Genomic DNA, 19,260 nt, shown 5'->3' on the forward strand with positions numbered 1-19,260 from the left:
AAAACAAAAGTTCTGCCAAAAGTGACAGCGACAACATTTTACATCGACATCATAATTTTGTTTTGATTAATTTCTCAACAAATTTTAACAATCGAGACAAAGAATCATCTAATTTCCAAATGAACCAATCGGTGAATACTGCCAATTTGACTTAAAATAAATCTAATTTTATTAAGGAATTTTTAAAATTGGTTAAACTTCGTTAAAACTGTAACACTAAGTTTTTAGTTCATACTAATTTAGCATTAAATTTGTCTAACAATAATCTCAAAAAGAAATGAATATTAAGATGAAGAATACTTTCAAAAAACTAATGCCTTACGCATTGACCGGGGTTATTTCCGGTGCAACGGTTTTCGGAGCGAGTCACTACATCAGCTCAGAAAAAAATGGAGAAGATTTCTCATATTTCACTACAGCTTCTAACAAGGCATCCTTCGCAGGCATTGGTTCTGCAGTAGGCGATGATTTTGTGAAAGCGTCCAAAACTACAGTTCCTGCTGTAGTAACGATTAAAAATTATCAAGACCGTGCGGCTTCTCAAAGAATGCCGGAGACGGATATGTTCGATTTTTTCTTTGGTCCACAAGGTGGCAATCAGCAGAGACAACAGCAACAGCCTCCTAAAAATATGCCTTCCGGATTGGGTTCTGGAGTGATTATTTCGCCAGACGGTTATATTATTTCCAACAATCACGTGGTTGCAGGCGCCAATAAATTGGAAGTGGTATTGAGTAACAAAAAAACTTACATCGCAACATTGATTGGAACTGATCCGAACACCGATATTTCACTTTTAAAGATTGAAGAGAAAGGTTTGCCTTATCTTAATTTCGCCAATTCTGATTTGACCGAAGTTGGACAATGGGTTCTGGCAGTCGGAAATCCACTTGGACTTAATTCCACTGTAACGGCGGGAATTATTTCTGCAAAAGGAAGAAGCATCGATATCTTAAGTCAACAATCCAGAACGCCAATTGAAAGTTTCATTCAAACCGATGCGGCGATTAACCCTGGAAACAGTGGTGGTGCTTTGGTAAACGTAAACGGAGATTTGATTGGAATTAATACAGCTATTCAATCTAAAACCGGATATTACGAAGGTTATGGATTCGCTGTTCCTTCGAATCTTGCGAGAAAAATCGTAGAGGATATCAAGAAATTTGGATTGGTACAGAGAGGTTTCTTGGGTGTTGGTAGTTTAGATTTGTCTAATGAAATGCAAGTCGCAGCTTACAACCAAAGAGAAAAGAAAAATCTGAAAGCCGGCGACGGAATCTACGTAACTGAAATCACGAAAAAAAGTGGTGCTGAAGATGCAGGAATCCAACCTGGCGACATCATTACAAAAATCGACAACACAGACATCTCCGGATTCTCTGACCTTTCTTTAGCGATTGGAAGCAGAAGGCCAGGTGATAAAGTTGCGGTAACTTACACCAGAAACGGTAAAGTCAACAACGTGAATGTGACCCTGAAAGATTTGAAAGGCGGAACCTCATCCAGAAGTAAAGATGACCTGACCGTGACTGAAAAAATCGGTTCTGAGTTTGAGCCATTAAGCGAAAGAGTGAAAACTGATTACGGTCTGGAAAGCGGTGTTATCGCGAAAAATGTGACAGAAGGAAGTGAGATGGATAAAATTGGTGTCGTTGATAATTACATCGTAATGGAAATCAACGGAAAACCTGTCAATTCTCAGAAAGACGTGGAGAAAATCCTAAATAATTACAAAGGAAACGTTCAGGTGAAATATGTGGATGCTTACGGAAGAATCACTACGAGAGGATTTAAATTACAGTAAGTCCAGAAATTAGATATTAGAATTTAGATGTTAGATTCATTCTAAATGATAAATTTTGAAAGCCATTCTTTACGGATGGCTTTCTTTTTTGGGTAAATTTGCGATTCGAAAATCTAAATGAAACTTTTCAACTCTTACATCAAAACATTCAAAGGGCTTTCCCGGGAAGCTTGGATGTTGTCTATCGTAATGCTCATCAACCGTTCTGGCTCGATGGTTTTGCCATTTTTGGGTGTTTATATGACAGACCATTTGAAGTTCAGTTTGGAGAATGCGGGAATCGTTTTGAGTTTTTACGGCATCGGTTCTGTGCTGGGTTCTTACTTGGGCGGATTGTTGACGGACAGATTTGGAGAATATTACGTGCAATGCTGGAGTTTGTTTTTGAGTGCGCCGATATTTCTCATCATTCCATTTTTTCCGAGTATTGAAATGATGGCGTTTCTGATTTTCCTTCAAAGCACAATCAGCGATACATTCCGACCTGCGAATTCTGTAGCGATTACCAAATATGCAAGACCAGAAAATCTGACGAAAGCTTTTTCATTGAACCGAATGGCCATCAATCTTGGATTCTCGATTGGGCCAGCCTTGGGCGGAATTCTATCTGGGATTTCTTATAATTTTTTGTTTGTGGTAAATGCAATCGGCGCTTTGGTTGCCGGAATTATTTATGTTGTGTTTTTCCGAAAGAGAAATCAAATTTTTCGTGAGAAAAAGAGACTAGAACCTGAAAAAAAGGTTGAGAACATCGCAACGAAATCACCTTACAAAGATTTTCCGTTTTTGATTTACAGTATTTTGTGTGCTGTCTTTGCGGTTTGTTTTTTCCAATTTTTTAATACGATTCCATTGTTTTATAAAGACGTGGCGAAGTTGAGTCAAAGTACGATTGGGTTTGTTTTGGGCTATAGTGGATTTATCATTGTGTTATTGGAAATGCCTTTGGTAAGCATTGCAGAACGGACTTTGAAGATTCCACAAATCTTATTCATTGGGATTGTGATGGCTGGAGTATCCTATCTGATTTTGCTTTTGGGAAGTAATGTTGCCTTGCTCTTACTTTCGATGACGATATTGTCTGTGGCTGAGATTTGGGTGCTTCCGTTTATGTCCACTGTGACGGCTTTGCGCGCTGAGCGGGGAAACAAAGGTGCATATATGGGACTGAATGGAATTGCTTTTTCCTTCTCGTTTATCTTCACGCCGTTTTTGGGAACTTATGTGGTGAGTCAATTTGGGTTTGACAGTTTGTGGATTGGGTCGTTTGGTGTGTTGGCGTTGTCGGCGGTTTTGATTTATATTGTGGTGAAGAAAATGATTCCGACGCGGTAGTTGAATATCGTTTCAGGTGCAAGAATATTCAATCACAATGCAAGAATATTCTACCACAACGAAAGAATATGAAGTTACATTGCAAGAATATTCTTTTACAAGACGAGAATATTCAGTTACATTGCAAGAATATTCTATCACATCGCAAGGATATTCAATCACATCGCAAGGATATGAAGTTACAATGCAAGAATATTAAATCACAACACAAGAATATTGTTTTACATCGTGAGAATATGAAATCGTGATGTAAGAATATTTGTTGAGAGATTCAATAATTGGACAAATCGTGTTTGGATGGGGAATCTGCAACCTGACTTGAACGTATCCCGATGTAAAATCGGGAGGGAACGGAAGGCGGATAAGTTGCCCAAATAATTATTTTCGAACCAATGCGATAAAAAAACTATTTTTGTTCCACTCAAATTTGAACAATGAATCCGGGAACTGTTTTATTATTATTCGTATTCGCCTATTTTATTGGGCTTTTGGTAATTTCCTATTTTACAAGTCGCAACTCCGACAACCAGTCTTTTTTCATCGGAAACAAGAAAAGTAAATGGTGGCTGGTGGCGTTTGGGATGATTGGGACGTCGCTTTCGGGCGTGACGTTTATCTCCGTTCCAGGCACGGTCGGGAAGATGACGGCGGGCGATTATGTGTTTGGCGGTTTCGAATATTATATGATGGTGATTGGGTTTTTCATCGGTTATTTCATCGTGGCGGGCGTTCTTCTTCCGCTTTATTACCGGATGAATCTGACTTCGATTTACACTTATTTGGGTCGAAGGTTCAATGTGGAGGCGCATAAAATCGGGTCTTTGTTTTTCATTATTTCCAGAGCGATTGGGGCGACGGCGAGGTTGTATTTGGTGGTAAATATTCTTCAAATATTTTTGCTTGAGAATCTTGGCGTTCCGTTTTGGGTAACGGCTTTTGTGTTGCTTTTGATGATTCTGCTTTATACGTTTGAAGGTGGCGTGAAAACGATTGTGATTACGGATACCTTGCAGACGTCGTTTATGATTTTGAGTTTGATTGCGTGCATCGTTTATATTTTGTCAAATTTGAATTTATCATTTGGTGAAGCCTACTCGATTTTGGAGCAAAAGCAGTACACGCATTTCATTAATACTGACATCAATTCCAAAACTTTTTTCCTGAAAACCATTCTGGGCGGGATGTTCATCACGATTGCGATGACGGGTCTTGACCAGGAAATGATGCAGAAAAACATCTCGGTGGACAACCTGAAAAACTCGAAAAAGAATATGCTGACATTTGCCGGAACTTTGCTTTTTGTGAATCTGGCGTTCCTATTTTTGGGTGGTTTGCTTTATCTTTTTGCGATACAAAATGGTGCAGTTTATGGCGATGGCATTTTCGGTTTCAAAGGTGCCGATGGACAAATCAGCAACATAATGGGCGACGACCTTTTCCCAGCATTGTCTCTCGGACATTTTCCGATGGCGCTTTCTGTTATTTTCATCATTGGATTGATTTCCGCCTTGTTTCCGTCTGCTGATGGGGCTTTGACGGCGGTGACGAGTTCTTACTGCGTTGACCTTTTGGGCTTGAACGAAGACCAGCAAAAAACCGAGAAACAAAAGAAAAGACTGAGAATGAAAGTTCATTTGACTTTCACGGTGATATTTTTTGCGTTGATTATGGTTTTCAAAGCTATCAATGAGAAATCGATTGTTTACCTGATAATGGAAATTGCGGGTTACACTTACGGGCCACTTTTGGGATTATTTGCTTTTGGGATTCTGACGAAATTTACGATTGTAAAAAAGTATTCGATATTGGCTGTGACGCTACTTGCGCCGGTTTTGACTTATTTGATTAATCTTTATGTGACGAATAATACGGATTACAGAATTGGGGTGGAACTGATTATTCTGAATGGGTTTTTGACGTTTGTGGGATTGTGGTTGGTAAGGTCTAAGAGGAAAATTGAAATTAAAGTTTCAGAGTAATCTTTGATATTATGCTAACTAATATTTCAATACACGAAGATAATTATTATCAAGTTCAACTCTTGCCATTTGAAAATATTGAATTTATCTTAAGTGAAACTGAAGAAATTATAGGATTTGAAAAAGAAAATTTTGACATTAATGGAAATGATAAAATCTTCGTTAGAAAAAGACCCAATTTCCCTCTCATCTCTAAAAAAATTAAGTTTTCAGACCTACAAAAATTAATTGAACAAAATAATTTTGAGAAGATAGCAAATATCAATATTGGGTACGGAAACACCTTTAAAAAGTCTAGAACTTTTGGATACGGAACCAATATTGTGCAATCTTAATTGATTGTGATAATGAATTTGTAGAGAATATTTGGTTTCAATATTATTGGAATTCTCCCGAAATTGAGAAAGAAAAACTGAGTCATCTGCTAGTTCAAATAAATAAGCTTTGGAATCAAATCCTAATTGATTGGAATCAATGTATAATTGTTGAATTAACTAAAGACAATATCACCAAATACCTTTCAGATTAAAAATGAAAACCCACACCACCAATTACACCAACACCTTAATAGAAATCGCAGAAGATTCTCCGGTTTCCAAAGCGGTGATTCCGGTGGTGAAAAGTGAGAAGAAAACGATTGCCAATTATCAATTCGAAAAGCTTTCAAAACAACCTTTGAAATATACTTCCGACGAATTGTTATTTGAAATTTTTGCGGAACGAAATGATATTTCGCCTTCAGAAATTGAAGAGGAGAAACAGAAATTCTTTTCAAAAGGTCAAGCTTGTTTGCGGACTTCGCCTTTGGCAAAGAAAAATGGATTCGGGATTTTTCATAATGAAGATTCCAAAATCCAATTGATTCCCGTTGAATCTGATGATTATCAAAAATTATTGGCGGATGATTCTGTGAAGAAAGTGAAGGCGATGAAATCTAAAAAGTGATTTCATCATTTATCTAAGCTAAACTCCGACTCTTATTTTTGTACGAACCCAGCGTTTTACTTTTTTTATTTTTGAAGTAATGCGACAAGTGGCTTTCGTCCGTAAAACCAAACTCATAAGCGATTTGTTTGATGGTATTTTGTCCGGATTCCATTCGTCTTTCTATCAAAGCCATCCGATAATCATTGACGTAATCGCGATAAGAAACTTCGAAATTTCGTTTGAAGTAAGCACTGAAATAAGTCGGTGAAATATTGAAATGATAGGCGATATTTTTGATTCGAATCGTCTCCGGCTGGTAGATATTCTGATGAATGTACGAAATCACATCTTCCTTATTTTGAAGTCCAACATCCAACCTGATGTCCATCTTTGAAGTCGCTTCTTTAATCAATCCGAAAATTGAAAGGATTTGATAAAAAACAATCGGCGATGTGGAAACATCTTTTCTGCAGTTGTAGGACAAAATATTTTCAATCGTCTTTTTCAGAATCGTCTTGCAAGGTTCGGAAAAGATGAGTTTTTTCTCTTTCAGGATTTGTTTCCGCATCACATTTTCCGGAGAATTCATCGCAAAAGAATCGGGAGAAAGATGCTTGTTTCCTTTAAAATAGTCATCCGTGAACTTGATGAAAATCAACCTCGAATATTTATTGTACTCGAAATAATGCTGATCGTCTGGCGAAATCAGGAAAAGGTCGCCACATTTGTAAGGCAAAATAATGTTGTTGATGTGATGATTACCATTTCCTTTCATAACATAAATCATCTCATAATAAGTATGGCTGTGCGACGGATGACCAAACTCCTCACCTTCCAAATCACTTATCACCAAAGACTCAAACTGCAGTTTTTTCACAATATTAAATAAATTTTAAATTTGTTATGATAGGATAAATCTACAATTATTTAAATTAATTCTACAAGCTAAAATTTTTATTTTTTTTCAACATTTGTAATGGCTTTGCGGGGCATAATAATTGTTCCCTCGATAACATTCACTTTCAGAATCCTTTTTTAATTCTTAAAATATTCTGAAACACCAAAAATCTTAGCATTATGAAATATTGGAAAATAATTACCGTCTTATCTTTTTTCATCATTAATTTTTCTTTCGGGCAAAATAGTTTAATCATAGAAAACGTCCGGCTCATCGATGGAAACGGCGGAAATCCAATAGAAAATACGAGCATTCTCATTAAGAATAATAAGATTTCCAAAATCGGGAAAACAATTTCTGACAAAACTGCAAAACGGATTAATTTAAAAGGCAAAACAATCATTCCAGCCTTAATTTCTGCCCATTCCCACGTTGGAACTTTGAAAGGAAAAACCACAGTTCCCGAAAATTACACTGAAGAAAATATCCTTGCTCAACTCAGAAAATATCAGGATTACGGCGTTCTCAACGTAATGTCGATGGGAACCGACCGACCTTTGTTGTTTGAAAGCGGATTGAGGGAAAAGTCTGCGAAAGGCGAACTTGACGGCGCAAGAATACATTCTGCAGGTTATGGATTTGGTGTGACCGACGGCGCTCCACCACTCGATTTTGCAATGGACAAAGTTTTCCGACCAAGTTCTGTGAATCAAATTCCGGCTCAAATGGACAGTTTGAAAAACATCAATGCAGAATTGGTGAAAATCTGGGTAGATGATTTTAATGGAAAATTCAAGAAAAAAATTAGTCCTGAGATTTACAAAGCCATCATCACAGAAGCGCACAAAAGAAATCTGAGAGTTGCAGCGCACGTTTATTATCTCTCGGATTTGAAACAACTGGTTGAAGACGGCATCGATGTCATCGGCCACAGCGTGAGAAGCGAAGTAATTGATGATGCGACTTTGGCAAAAATGAAAGCTCAAAATATCATTTACATTCCTACTCTTTCGCTTGACGAATATGCTTACGTATACGCCAAAAAACCGGAATGGGTCGATAATGACTTCTTCAAAAAATCATTAGAACCGGGCGTTTACGAAATGATAACTTCTGAGAAATATCAAAACGAAATAAAAAATTCTCCCAATTACAATCTAAATATCAAAGCTTTTGAAACCGCGAAACAGAATCTGAAAAAAGTTTACGATTCCGGAATTCTGGTAGCGATGGGAACAGACAGCGGCGCAATGCCTTTGCGAGCTCAGGGATTTTCAGAGCATTTGGAATTACAGTTGATGACGGAATCTGGATTGACGCCAATTCAGGCTATTACAGTTGCTACCAAAAACTCAGCGAAAGCTTTGAAGATTGATAAAGATTTTGGAACAATTGAAGTTGGGAGGACGGCTGATTTTATTATTTTAAATTCAAATCCTATAGAGAATATTAAAAATACTAGAGATATATTTTCAATTTATAAAGCGGGGAAGGAAGTGAGCAAAGGACCTTTAACAAAATAAAAATTAAAAATGGAATATAGAAAATTAGGACACAGCGATTTAGAAGTTTCAGCAATCACCTTCGGAGCGTGGGCAGCCGGCGGTTGGATGTGGGGAAGCACGGACAGAAATGAAGCCATCGAGGCCATCAAAGCTTCTTATGATGTCGGCGTAACGTCTATTGACACTGCGCCCATCTACGGACAAGGAACGAGCGAAGAAATTGTGGGCGAAGCGATTAAGGATATTTCTCGAGACAAAGTTCAAATCCTTACAAAGTTTGGAATGCGCTGGGATTTGGACAAGGGAACTTTGGCAATGAACAGCAAAAATAACGACGGAAATGATATCGACATTTACAAATATGCCGGAAAAGAAAGCATAATTTATGAATGCGAGCAAAGTTTGAAACGACTTGGAACAGATTACATCGACCTTTACCAAATCCATTGGCCAGATGTCACAACACCAATTGATGAAACTTTCGAAGCGGTTTCAAGATTGATTGAGCAAGGAAAAGTCCGTTTTGCTGGCGTTTGCAATTATGATGCACAACAAATGGCTGAGGCTGAGAAAACGTTGAAATTGGTTTCAAATCAGATTCCCTTCAGTATGGTGAATCGTGGGATTGAGGACGAAACCGTTCCTTATTGCATCGAAAATAACAAATCGATTTTGGCTTACAGTCCTTTAGAAAGAGGATTGTTGACTGGAAAAATTACTTCAGATTACAAATTTCAAAATGGCGACCACAGAGCTGGACATCCTCATTTCCAACCAGATTTTATCAAGAAAACCAATGAACTTCTCAACAAAATCAAACCGATTGCTGACGAGCATAATGCAACGCTTGGACAATTGGTTCTGCGTTGGACGATTGAAAGACCTGGAATTACGATTGCTTTGGCTGGCGCAAGAAATGCAGAACAAGCCGTTCAAAATGCAAAAGCGATGGACATTAATCTTACAAAAGAAGAATTACAGACCATCGATGAACTTGTCAATGCTTTTTAAGCTTTAAAATAAAATCACCAATCACAAAATATTAAAAAAATGGAAAGACGAACATTTATTAAAAACAGCGGACTGGCTGCTGCAGGATTAATGGCTTCATCTGCCTTTCCCACATTTGCATCACAATTATTAAAAGGAAACATTATGGAACAGTTCGACAATTCAAATCAGAATAAAAGATTCAGACCAAAAAACAAATCCGGTTTCGGCGGAGTCGCTTTGGGAAATGGTTTTAACATCAATCCGGACATCGAATGTTTACAATCGATAGAAGCCGCCTGGAATGCAGGAGTTCGTTATTTTGACACGTCGCCGTGGTACGGTTTGGGACTCAGCGAGCACAGAATGGGATTGTTTTTGAAAGATAAAAAGCGCGATGAATTCACACTTTCCACAAAAATGGGAAGAATTCTGAAACCGCACGATGATTTCAAATTGGATGGACTTTGGAAAGGAAAACTTAATTTTTCTTATGAATATGATTACTCCGCAGCTGGCGCCAGAAAAAGCGTTGAAGACAGTTTGCAGCGTTTAGGCGTTGCTTCATTGGACGTTGTTTTCATCCACGACCTTTCTCCTGACAACAAAGATATGAAGGGCGATTGGGTCAAATATTTTGATATTGCTGCGAAAGGCGCAATGCCAGAACTCATCAAAATGCGTGAGGAAGGCCTGATAAAAGGTTGGGGATTTGGTGTCAACACCATCGAACCGATTTTGAAGGCCATCGAAGTTTCGGACCCTGATATTTTCCTTTCTGCCTGTCAGTATTCACTAATTCATCATTCCGATGACCTCAACAAAGTTTTCCCGAAAGCGGCCGAAAAAGACATTTCGATTGTTGTCGGCGCTCCGCTGTGTGCTGGTTTTCTTTCTGGTAAGGACAGATATCTGTACAATGGCGATTTCCCGAATGGTGTCAAAGAAAAATTAGCAGCTTTGAAAAGAGTTGCTGACAATCATAAAGTAGATTTGAGAACGGCAGCACTTCAATTTGCAGCGGCACCGGATGTGGTTTCAGGCGTGATTCCTGGTGTGCATACGGTGAAGCAGGCTGAGGAAAATGCGGCGTCATTCAAAGCAAAAATTCCGGCTGATTTCTGGGCAGAACTGAAAAAAGAAAAATTAATCGAAGCCAATGCGCCAGTTCCAAAAGCTTAAATAATGGAAAAAAGAAACAACACCTATCAATTAGATTTAAAAGAACTTAAACTCAAAGACGGTTCTGAAGGCACAAAAAATTTAAGTCTAGAATTTGATAACCACGATGATATTTTCAACATTATTGAGGTCATTAAATCAAAGAAAATTTTTGATGATGAAAATACGGTGACCGAATTTGCTTTAGGTTTAAAACTATTTACCGAAGTGATGTTGAAAAACAAGCAACATCCATTGTTTAAGGAGTTAAGACCTGCGATAATGGAATTTATGAAAAAGTTAAAAAGTCAGTAATTAATTTTAAAACAATGAGTTCAGAAAAAATAGGATTTATAGGTCTTGGAAATATGGGCCATCCGATGGCGAAAAATCTCGAGAAAGCTGGATTTGATTTATCCGTTTTCAATAGAACCATCGAAAAAGCAGAAGACTTCAAAGACCAATCAAACATTGCTGAAAGTATCAGCGAACTGGTTGAAAACAGCGACATCATCTTCACCATTCTTACAAATGATAATGCGGTAAAAGCGGTTTATGAAGAGATTTTATCGCTTGATATTACAGGAAAATTATTCATTGATATGAGTACAATTTCGCCGGAAGTCTCCAGTGAGATTGCAAAAGCTTTAAAAATAAAAGAAGCTTCCCTTCTGGACGCGCCAGTTGCCGGTAGCACAAAACCAGCTACAGACGGAACATTGATTATAATGGTTGGCGGCGATGAAAAAGATGTGAAACGTGCTGAACCATATTTGGAGAAATTAGGAAAGAGCATCAAACATTTGGGAGAAAATGGAAAAGGCTTGGCAGCGAAACTATCGGTCAATTACTTTATAGCAACCATTTATCAAGGTTTGGCAGAGACGGTTTTATTTTCAGAATCTCAGGGAATCAATCGTTCGGATATGCTTGACATCATTAATGAAAGTGCCAGCGGAAGTGGCGCTACGAAGGTGAAAACGCCTCTGTTGACGGAAGAAAACTATGCACCGACATTTGCTTTGGATTTGATGTTAAAAGATATTTTGCTTGCTAAAGATGCAGGCGCCGATTTTCCTTTAACAAAGACTTTGATAGAAACTTATCAATCAGCCAATGACGCAGGTTTTGGGAAAGACGACGTGATTGGAATTATCAATTACCTAAAAAAATAAACCGATGAAAGACTTCAAAACCACCTATTTCTTTTTACGATTGCCCATCGCGCTTTCCATTTTTGGTCACGGCTTAGTAAGATTGCCAAAGTTGCAAATCTTCACGGAAGGAATGGTAAAATCGATGGAGAAATCAGCAATTCCTGAGAGTTTGCTGACGCCTTTTGGGTACTTCATTCCAATTGCAGAATTTCTGATTGGATTGGCTTTATTAATTGGCTATCAAACCAAATACGCCATTTATGCTGGCTTGGCGTTGATGGGACTTTTGGTTTTGGGAAGTGCTTCTGTGGAAAATTGGAGCGCGATTGAAGCGCAATTGGTACATTCGATTTATTTGGGTGGATTGCTTTGGTATTGGGAAAGATATAGAGGAGCTTCAACTCATTAATTATAAAAAATTAAATTATGAAATTAATAAAAATAATAACTTTTCTGATTTTATCAATCAATTTATCCGCTCAGGCAAATCGGCCGGTTTTGGATATTATGTTGACAAATTATGAATATCCATACAAAGTCAGTTTTCTGAATTTGAAAAGTCAAAATCAGGATTTGAAAATGGCTTATATGGACATCAAACCTAATAAAGCCAATGGAAAAACCGTAGTTCTGCTTCACGGCAAAAATTTTAACGGTGCGTATTGGAAAACGACGGTTGAAGCTTTGACGAAAGATGGATTTCGGGTAATTGTTCCAGACCAAATCGGTTTCGGAAAATCATCAAAACCAATTGATTATCAATTCACATTTCAGCAATTTGCTCATAATACGAAAGCTGTTTTGGATGAATTAAAAATCGATAAAATTTATCTTCTCGGACATTCGATGGGCGGAATGGTGGCGACAAGATTTTCATTGATGTACCCAGAAAAGGTTGAGAAATTAATCCTCGAAAACCCAATCGGACTGGAAGATTGGAAACTGGTTGCGCCTTACACTTCCATCGATAAAAATTACGAAACAGAACTGAAAGCTGATTACGAATCAACAAAAAAATATCAAAACGGGTTTTATTACGACAACAAATGGAAACCGGAATATGACGAATGGGTTTATCTTTTGACAGCCTGGACAAAAGCGCCAGATTATCCAAAAGTAGCTTTAATAAACGCTAAAACTTCTGATATGATTTTCACACAACCCGTGGTTTATGAATTTCAAAACTTGAATGTTCCAACTTTATTAATTATCGGAACGCGAGACAGAACTGCGATTGGAAAAAACAATGTGAAAGACCCAAAAATAGCTGAAACGATGGGACGATACGACCTATTGGGAATAGCTACTCAACAAAAAATAAAAGGTTCGAAACTGGTGGAAATCGACAACGTTGGACATTTGCCACACATCGAGGTTTTTGACCAATTCATCAAACCTGTGAAAGAATTTTTAAAATAATAAATTATCAAAATGAAAAAAGTAACTATTAAAAATACAGACTTAGAAATTGCGCCTATCAACTTTGGAGGAAACGTTTTTGGATGGACTTTGGATGAGAAAGAATCGTTCGATATTCTGAATAAATTCGAAGAAGGAGGATTCAATTTCATCGATACAGCCGACACTTATTCTTGGTGGGTGAACGGAAAAGGCGGACAATCCGAGGAAATCATCGGAAAATGGATGAAGGATAAAAAGAACAGACAAGACATCGTTCTCGCTACAAAAGTAGGTTCAGAAACCAAAGAACACGGCTTCGACATCAGCAAAAAATACATCCTGAAATCTGTGGACGAATCTCTCAAACGTCTTGGGACAGACCACATCGATTTGTATTACACACATTTTGATGACAAAGTAACGCCGGTTGAAGAAACGCTTTCTGCTTACGACGAAATCATCAAAGCAGGAAAAGTAAGATACATCGGCGCTTCGAATATTTCCCCAGAAAGATTGATTGAATCTTTTGAAGTCGCTGAGAAAAATAATTTGCCAAAATATGTTGCACTTCAACCTCATTACAATTTGGTGGAAAGAGAAAAATTCGAAACGGAATACGCATCATTGGTTGAAAAATATGGATTGAGCGCTTTTCCTTATTGGTCTTTGGCCGCAGGATTCTTAACTGGAAAATACAGAACCGAAGAAGATTTTGAGAAAACAACCCGAGGCGCTGGCATCAAGAAATATTTTGATGACAAAGGAAAATCAGTTTTGAGCGCGCTTGACAAAGTTTCCGAAAAACATCAATCTCAACCTGCAACTGTGGCGTTGGCTTGGCTCTTAGCAAATCCGTTAATCACTGCGCCAATCGTAAGTGCGACGAGCGAAAGACAGTTGCAAACCATTTTCGACGCGCCAAAATTGAGTTTAGATTCCGAAGATTTGGAAATCCTTAACCAAGCTTCGAAATAAGCGATGTCAGAGGTACAATCACAACTGAGCAAAGGTCAGGTCCTTGGAATGGCTGTCGTCGCAGGAATTAGTGTTTCAAATATTTATTTTGCCCAGCCCATTCTACATCAAATCGCCGAAAGTTTCCGCGTTCCTGAAAGTAAAATGGGAATAATGGTCGGACTCGGACAAGTCGGTTATGGCGCTGGACTTTTGACCTTGGTTCCGTTGGGCGACAAGGTTGATAGGAAAAAATTAATACTGACCTTACTGGGAACTTTATTCTTTGTCTTAATTGCAATCGGGTTGGTTTCCAATTATTACTTCATCTTTTTATTCAGTTTATTATTGGGATTGACGGCGGTTGCGGCTCAGGTTATTTTGCCAATGGCGGCGGAATTATCAGGCAACGAAAAAGGGAAAAATGTCGGAATAATATTCACTGGAATTCTCGTAGGAATATTGATGGCGAGGGTTTTCAGCGGTTATATTTCTGAATGGAGCAGTTGGAAAATGGTGTATTATCTTTCGGCTGGATTTACGGTTTTCTCTTTGGCATTCGTCTATTTCAAATTGCCGAGTGTAAAACCGACGTTCAAAGAATCTTATTTTAAATTGATTTCGTCCTCGTTTTATCAGTTGAAGCGATTTCCACAATTGCGGTTTATGGCGTTGCTTGGCGGAATTGCATTTGCGGTGTTTTGTTCGTTTTGGACGACTTTGACATTTTTATTAGTTGAAAAACCTTACAATTACAGTTCAGACACGATTGGACTTTTCGGAATGTTGGGAATTGCAGGAGCCTTGGTTGCGCCATTGATTGGAAAAGCGTCTGACAAAGGCGATTCCACATACACACAATTGATTGCAAGTGTTATTTTATTGGCTGGTTCGGTCGTGATTTATCTGTTTCCGAGTTATTTGATTTCAATTATTCTTGCCGTGATTTTCATTGATGTTGGCGTTCAATCCATCCAAGTCACGAATGTTGCATTGATTTATAGACTTGATGAAAAAGCGAACAGCCGAATAAACACGATTTATATGACTTCTTATTTTGTTGGTGGCGCTTTGGGAACATTTATCGGACTCAAATGCTGGGAACTTGGCGGTTGGCATTATGTTGGAATTCAGCTTGTAGTATTCAGTTTAGTTGTACTTTTAATGAATCTAATGAACGTCATCAAGCAAAAGAAAATTAATCAAACAAAATCTTAAATATGAAACTTTCACTCACATTATTTGCTGTATTCCTCGGAATGCAATTTACATTAGCTCAGACATTGAAAACAATTGCCTACAAAGACGGAACTCAGAAACTGAACGGATTAGTCACTTCAAATGCAGGAAAAAAACTTCCCGGCGTTTTGATATTACCAGCCTGGAAAGGCATTGACGATGAAGCTAAAAATTCTGCGATAGAATTGGAAAAGCAAGGTTACATTGCTTTCATCGCTGATATTTATGGTGAAGGAAATATCCCAACCGACAATGCTTCGGCTTCAAAGATTGCGGGAACTTACAAGCAAGATTACAAAGCGTATCAAAAAAGAATTGCTCTGGCTTTGGAAGAATTGAAAAAACAAGGTGCGAATCCTGAAAAAATCGCTGTCATAGGTTATTGTTTCGGAGGAACCGGTGCTTTGGAAACTGCAAGAGCACAATTTCCTGTAGCTGGTGTAGTGTCTATTCACGGCGGTTTGGCAAAAGGAAATGACAGACTGAATGTTCCCATCAAAACCAAAGTTCTTGTGGAAAATCCAGCCGACGACGAAAGTGTAAAACCTGAAGATATGACTAATCTGATTGCAGAATTAAAAGCCGGAAAAACAGATTTTCAAATCATCACGTATGCCAATTCCAAACACACTTTTACAAGCCCGGAATCTCCGGATTACAACGAAGTAATGGCAAAACGCGCCTGGAATCACACGTTGACTTTTCTTAAAGAAATTTTGAAATAGATAGAAAGAAGTTAGACTTTAGATAATAGAAGTTAGAAAGACAGCCATTACAGCTGTCTTTTTTTATTTTTTGATGAGCAATGAAACAATATCCTGCACCACTTTCTGAGAAACGAAGTTCATAAAATCAATTCTTTCCAGATGCGGAAGAAAAAGCTTTGAAGTTGTCTCTTCATTTCCAATTCTAATCGTGTAATGAACCGTTCCAACATCTTTTCCGTCCTCGCCTTTTCCAGGACCAGCAACGCCCGTGGTAGAAACCGCAATATCGGTCTTGAATAATTCCTGACAACCTTTTGCCATTTCGGAAGCGACTTGCTCACTCACGACGGTAAATTCCTCAATTGTTTTTGGATTGACATTCAGAATATCGACTTTTTTATCGGTCGCATAACTCACAATTCCGCCGATGAAATATTTCGAACTTCCTGTGATTGATGTTATTAACCGTGACAATTCTCCGCCCGTACAACTTTCCGAAACCGAAATCGTTAACTTTCTGTCATTCAACAATTCGCCGAGGATTTTCTCGATTTTATCTTCGTGTGTGGCGATGATATTTTCACCGATGATTGGGGTTAATTTCTGGATTTCAGTTTCCAATTCCTGATTTAATACTTCCTGAGAACTTCCGGAAGCGGTCAATCTTAATTTCACTCTGGTTCCGATTGGCAAATAGGACAGCGCAATATGTTTCGGCAAAGCCAATTCCCAACTTTCAATATTTTCTGACAGAATACTTTCCGGAATATCTACTACGGAAACGATTCTCGTCACGATATGGTCTAAGGACAATTTTTCTTTCAAAAAGGGAATGATTTGGTCTTTCACCAAAGGTTTCACCTCGTAAGGAACGCCCGGCAAACTGAAACAAAACGTTCCATTCTTTTGCAAGACCATACAAGGTGCCGTCCCAAAATAATTAAGAAAAACCTCAGCTTTCGACAAGACAATTGCCTGTTCCTTATTGTGTTCCAAAATCCAAAGTCGGTTTCGCTTTTCGAGATAAGCTCTCAAATGTTCGTAAACTTTATCAGAAAAAACCAATTCATCTTGGAAGAATTCAGCGTAAGCTTTCTTGGTGATATCATCTTTCGTAGGACCCAATCCGCCAGTCGTAAAAACCACATCTGCCATCTCAAATGCTTTTGCAAGTGTAGAAACAATCGCACTTTCATCATCAGGAATCGTGAAGATGGAAGTCACTTTCACACCAATTTCTTTAAGTTGTGTGGCAATGAAATTGGAATTGGTATCCACGGTATTTCCTGAGAGAATCTCGTCTCCGATGGTGATTAGAACTGCTGTTTTCATAAGAACAAATTTCGGGAATAATTCAATTCTAAAATTAGGATTTTAAATAAAATTCCAAACATTTTTATATTTATCTTTGATTAAAATTGAGGAATGAAATCATCTTTCTGGAAAAACTACAGCAACATCATCCTGCTTCTCATCGGGATTTTCATCGGAAGTCTCGTTGGGATTTTTACACCGGATTTTGTGGTTTATTTAAAACCAATCGGTGACATTTTCCTGAATCTACTTTTCGTAACAGTCATTCCACTCGTATTTTTTGCGATTGTTTCCGCCATTTCCGGCATCGAGCAACAAAATCAATTAGGAAAAATCATCGGCACAACGGTTCTCACTTTCCTCAGTTTCATCTTGATTTCTGCGACGTTTTGCATCGTGATGGTTTATCTTTTCCCAACAGAAACACCCAGTAACATTCAGGAAACCATTACAGAAAGCCTTCAAAACAATGCCGATATCAACGACCAGATTGTCGGATTTTTCACCGTCAGCGAGTTTTATCAACTATTCTCGAGACAAAATATGCTCGCACTTTTGTTCTTTTCTTTTTTGGTGGGGATTTCCATCAGAAAATCTGGCGAAATGGGAAAGGCATTCCAAAACTTCATCCTCTCAGGGAATGAAGTGATGAAGCAACTTTTATTGTTAATTATGAAAGTCGCGCCCGTTGGATTAGGCGCTTATTTTGCGTACCAAGTTGGCACGATTGGACCTCAACTTTTCGGATTTTATGCCAAGCCTTTGGGACTTTATTACATTGCCGGAACCATTTATTTCATCGTGTTTTTCAGTCTTTACGCCTTCGTTTGGAAAGGTGGAAACGGCGTGAAAGCGTTTTGGAAAGAAAGCCTTTTGCCGACCGCAACTGCCATCAGCACGTGTAGCAGTTTGGCGACAATGCCCGTTGCCATCGAGTCTGCCAAAAGAATGGGCGTTCCTGCATCCATCGCCAACGTCGTGATTCCGATTGGCACTACGATTCACAAAAACGGCTCATCCATTTCCTCCATCATCAAAATCTACGTCGCGTTCCAACTATTGGGCTGGAATTTCTTCGAACCAATGAATCTCATAATGGCGCTCGGCATCACCGTTTTCGTAAGCGCAGTCGCCGGAGGAATCCCAAATGGCGGTTACATCGGGGAAATGTTGATGATTTCGGTTTACAAAATCCCTCCCGATGTAGTTCCAGCTGTTATCATAATCGGAACTTTGGTGGACCCGTTGGCGACCGTTCTCAATTCCGTCGGAAACATTTTGGCAAGTATGATTGTCTCAAAGTTTGTGAAAGTAGAAACCGTCTGATTTTTTTAGGAGCTATTTCACGCTATCCACTTAATTCCCGAAGCTTCGGGAGATGCCGTTCCTATCGGGGCTATGTCACGATTCTACAATCTATTCACTTCGCTTAATCGGTTCCAAGTTTTCCAATTCTTCTGCCGTGAAAAGCCTGTAATGAATTTTGAACGTTTTTCCCAAAGGCGTTTCCAAAGAAAATCCGCCCGGTCCCCAACCTTCCAAAACATCTAATGTGAAATGAGAATATTTCCAATATTCGAACAAGTCGCGGTCTATCCAGAACTCAAATCCGTTGATGGTTCCAATCATCGCATCATTCATCCTCGGAAAATATCCACCCTTTTCAAAACATTGTGGTTGCGTGCCTTCACAACAGCCACCCGCTTGGTAAAACATCAATTCGCCGTGTTTTTTCTCGAGTTCCCAGATGACTTCCATCGCCTCGTCGGTGACGGATAGTCTTGAGATTTTATCTTTAGTTTCCATTTCTTTTTATTTTTGAAATTAATAAATAATAATGCCGGTTGATAGGTCGCTCCTCTGGAGCTTTGCTATTTTGCTTATTACCC

The 19,260-nt window shown here is 38.5% G+C and carries 19 protein-coding genes; 16 read left to right on the forward strand and 3 right to left on the reverse strand.

What is annotated here, in order from left to right:
* Positions 1-289: 289 nt before the first annotated feature.
* The 5 genes from LUD75_RS02880 (at position 290) to LUD75_RS02900 (ending at position 6,063) form a co-directional block, all read left to right on the forward strand.
* Positions 290-1,804: a trypsin-like peptidase domain-containing protein gene (locus tag LUD75_RS02880; RefSeq protein WP_232704197.1), complete on the forward strand. Its 1,515-nt coding sequence runs from the start codon at positions 290-292 to the stop codon at positions 1,802-1,804.
* 117 nt (positions 1,805-1,921) lie between these two features.
* Positions 1,922-3,139, forward strand: coding sequence for an MFS transporter (locus LUD75_RS02885; protein ID WP_232704198.1), 1,218 nt, complete (start codon positions 1,922-1,924; stop codon positions 3,137-3,139).
* 434 nt (positions 3,140-3,573) lie between these two features.
* On the forward strand, positions 3,574-5,118 hold the full coding sequence (locus LUD75_RS02890) for a sodium:solute symporter (RefSeq protein WP_232704199.1): 1,545 nt from the start codon (positions 3,574-3,576) through the stop codon (positions 5,116-5,118).
* 11 nt (positions 5,119-5,129) lie between these two features.
* Positions 5,130-5,453, forward strand: a complete 324-nt coding sequence (locus tag LUD75_RS02895; RefSeq protein ID WP_232704200.1) for a hypothetical protein — start codon at positions 5,130-5,132, stop codon at positions 5,451-5,453.
* A gap of 196 nt (positions 5,454-5,649) precedes the next feature.
* Complete coding sequence (locus LUD75_RS02900; protein WP_232704201.1) at positions 5,650-6,063, forward strand: DUF6157 family protein; 414 nt, start codon at positions 5,650-5,652, stop codon at positions 6,061-6,063.
* 13 nt (positions 6,064-6,076) lie between these two features.
* On the opposite strand, the gene LUD75_RS02905 is transcribed toward LUD75_RS02900, so the two are convergent.
* Positions 6,077-6,922 (reverse strand): AraC family transcriptional regulator, encoded by an 846-nt coding sequence (locus LUD75_RS02905; RefSeq protein ID WP_317207304.1) that lies wholly within the window; start codon positions 6,920-6,922, stop codon positions 6,077-6,079.
* A gap of 200 nt (positions 6,923-7,122) precedes the next feature.
* On the opposite strand from LUD75_RS02905, the gene LUD75_RS02910 reads away from it, so the two are divergent.
* From LUD75_RS02910 to LUD75_RS02955, 10 genes are read left to right on the forward strand one after another with little or no spacing between them, the layout of a single operon-like run.
* A complete protein-coding gene (locus LUD75_RS02910; protein ID WP_232704202.1) occupies positions 7,123-8,466 on the forward strand; it encodes an amidohydrolase family protein in 1,344 nt (447 codons plus the stop codon).
* Between the two features lie 9 nt (positions 8,467-8,475).
* The gene (locus tag LUD75_RS02915) at positions 8,476-9,459 is read left to right on the forward strand and encodes an aldo/keto reductase (RefSeq protein ID WP_232704203.1); all 984 of its coding nucleotides are present in this window, start codon (positions 8,476-8,478) and stop codon (positions 9,457-9,459) included.
* A gap of 39 nt (positions 9,460-9,498) precedes the next feature.
* A complete protein-coding gene (locus LUD75_RS02920; RefSeq protein ID WP_232704204.1) occupies positions 9,499-10,620 on the forward strand; it encodes an aldo/keto reductase in 1,122 nt (373 codons plus the stop codon).
* A 3-nt stretch (positions 10,621-10,623) separates the two neighbouring features.
* Complete coding sequence (locus LUD75_RS02925) at positions 10,624-10,914, forward strand: DUF3861 domain-containing protein (protein WP_232704205.1); 291 nt, start codon at positions 10,624-10,626, stop codon at positions 10,912-10,914.
* 14 nt (positions 10,915-10,928) lie between these two features.
* Positions 10,929-11,774, forward strand: coding sequence for an NAD(P)-dependent oxidoreductase (locus LUD75_RS02930; RefSeq protein WP_232704206.1), 846 nt, complete (start codon positions 10,929-10,931; stop codon positions 11,772-11,774).
* Between the two features lie 4 nt (positions 11,775-11,778).
* Positions 11,779-12,165, forward strand: a complete 387-nt coding sequence (locus LUD75_RS02935; RefSeq protein WP_232704207.1) for a MauE/DoxX family redox-associated membrane protein — start codon at positions 11,779-11,781, stop codon at positions 12,163-12,165.
* A 17-nt stretch (positions 12,166-12,182) separates the two neighbouring features.
* Positions 12,183-13,175 carry an alpha/beta hydrolase gene (locus tag LUD75_RS02940; protein ID WP_232704208.1) on the forward strand — a complete coding sequence of 331 codons (993 nt, stop codon included), beginning with the start codon at positions 12,183-12,185 and terminating at the stop codon, positions 13,173-13,175.
* A 12-nt stretch (positions 13,176-13,187) separates the two neighbouring features.
* A complete protein-coding gene (locus LUD75_RS02945; RefSeq protein WP_232704209.1) occupies positions 13,188-14,132 on the forward strand; it encodes an aldo/keto reductase in 945 nt (314 codons plus the stop codon).
* A gap of 3 nt (positions 14,133-14,135) precedes the next feature.
* Positions 14,136-15,329 (forward strand): MFS transporter, encoded by a 1,194-nt coding sequence (locus LUD75_RS02950; protein WP_232704210.1) that lies wholly within the window; start codon positions 14,136-14,138, stop codon positions 15,327-15,329.
* Positions 15,330-15,331: 2 nt separating this feature from the next.
* Positions 15,332-16,075 (forward strand): dienelactone hydrolase family protein, encoded by a 744-nt coding sequence (locus tag LUD75_RS02955; RefSeq protein WP_232704211.1) that lies wholly within the window; start codon positions 15,332-15,334, stop codon positions 16,073-16,075.
* 63 nt (positions 16,076-16,138) lie between these two features.
* Here the strand turns inward: LUD75_RS02955 and LUD75_RS02960 are convergent, their stop codons facing one another.
* Positions 16,139-17,389, reverse strand: a complete 1,251-nt coding sequence (locus LUD75_RS02960; protein ID WP_232704212.1) for a CinA family nicotinamide mononucleotide deamidase-related protein — start codon at positions 17,387-17,389, stop codon at positions 16,139-16,141.
* Between the two features lie 93 nt (positions 17,390-17,482).
* On the opposite strand from LUD75_RS02960, the gene LUD75_RS02965 reads away from it, so the two are divergent.
* Entirely contained in the window at positions 17,483-18,697 is a 1,215-nt protein-coding gene (locus tag LUD75_RS02965; RefSeq protein WP_232704213.1) for a dicarboxylate/amino acid:cation symporter, read from the forward strand.
* Between the two features lie 90 nt (positions 18,698-18,787).
* Here LUD75_RS02965 and LUD75_RS02970 read toward each other — a convergent pair whose 3' ends face one another.
* Positions 18,788-19,177 carry a DUF779 domain-containing protein gene (locus tag LUD75_RS02970; RefSeq protein ID WP_232704214.1) on the reverse strand — a complete coding sequence of 130 codons (390 nt, stop codon included), beginning with the start codon at positions 19,175-19,177 and terminating at the stop codon, positions 18,788-18,790.
* Between the last annotated feature and the right edge of the window lie 83 nt (positions 19,178-19,260).

This window comes from Epilithonimonas sp. JDS (genome assembly GCF_021261315.1).
Classification (GTDB): Bacteria; Bacteroidota; Bacteroidia; order Flavobacteriales; family Weeksellaceae; genus Epilithonimonas.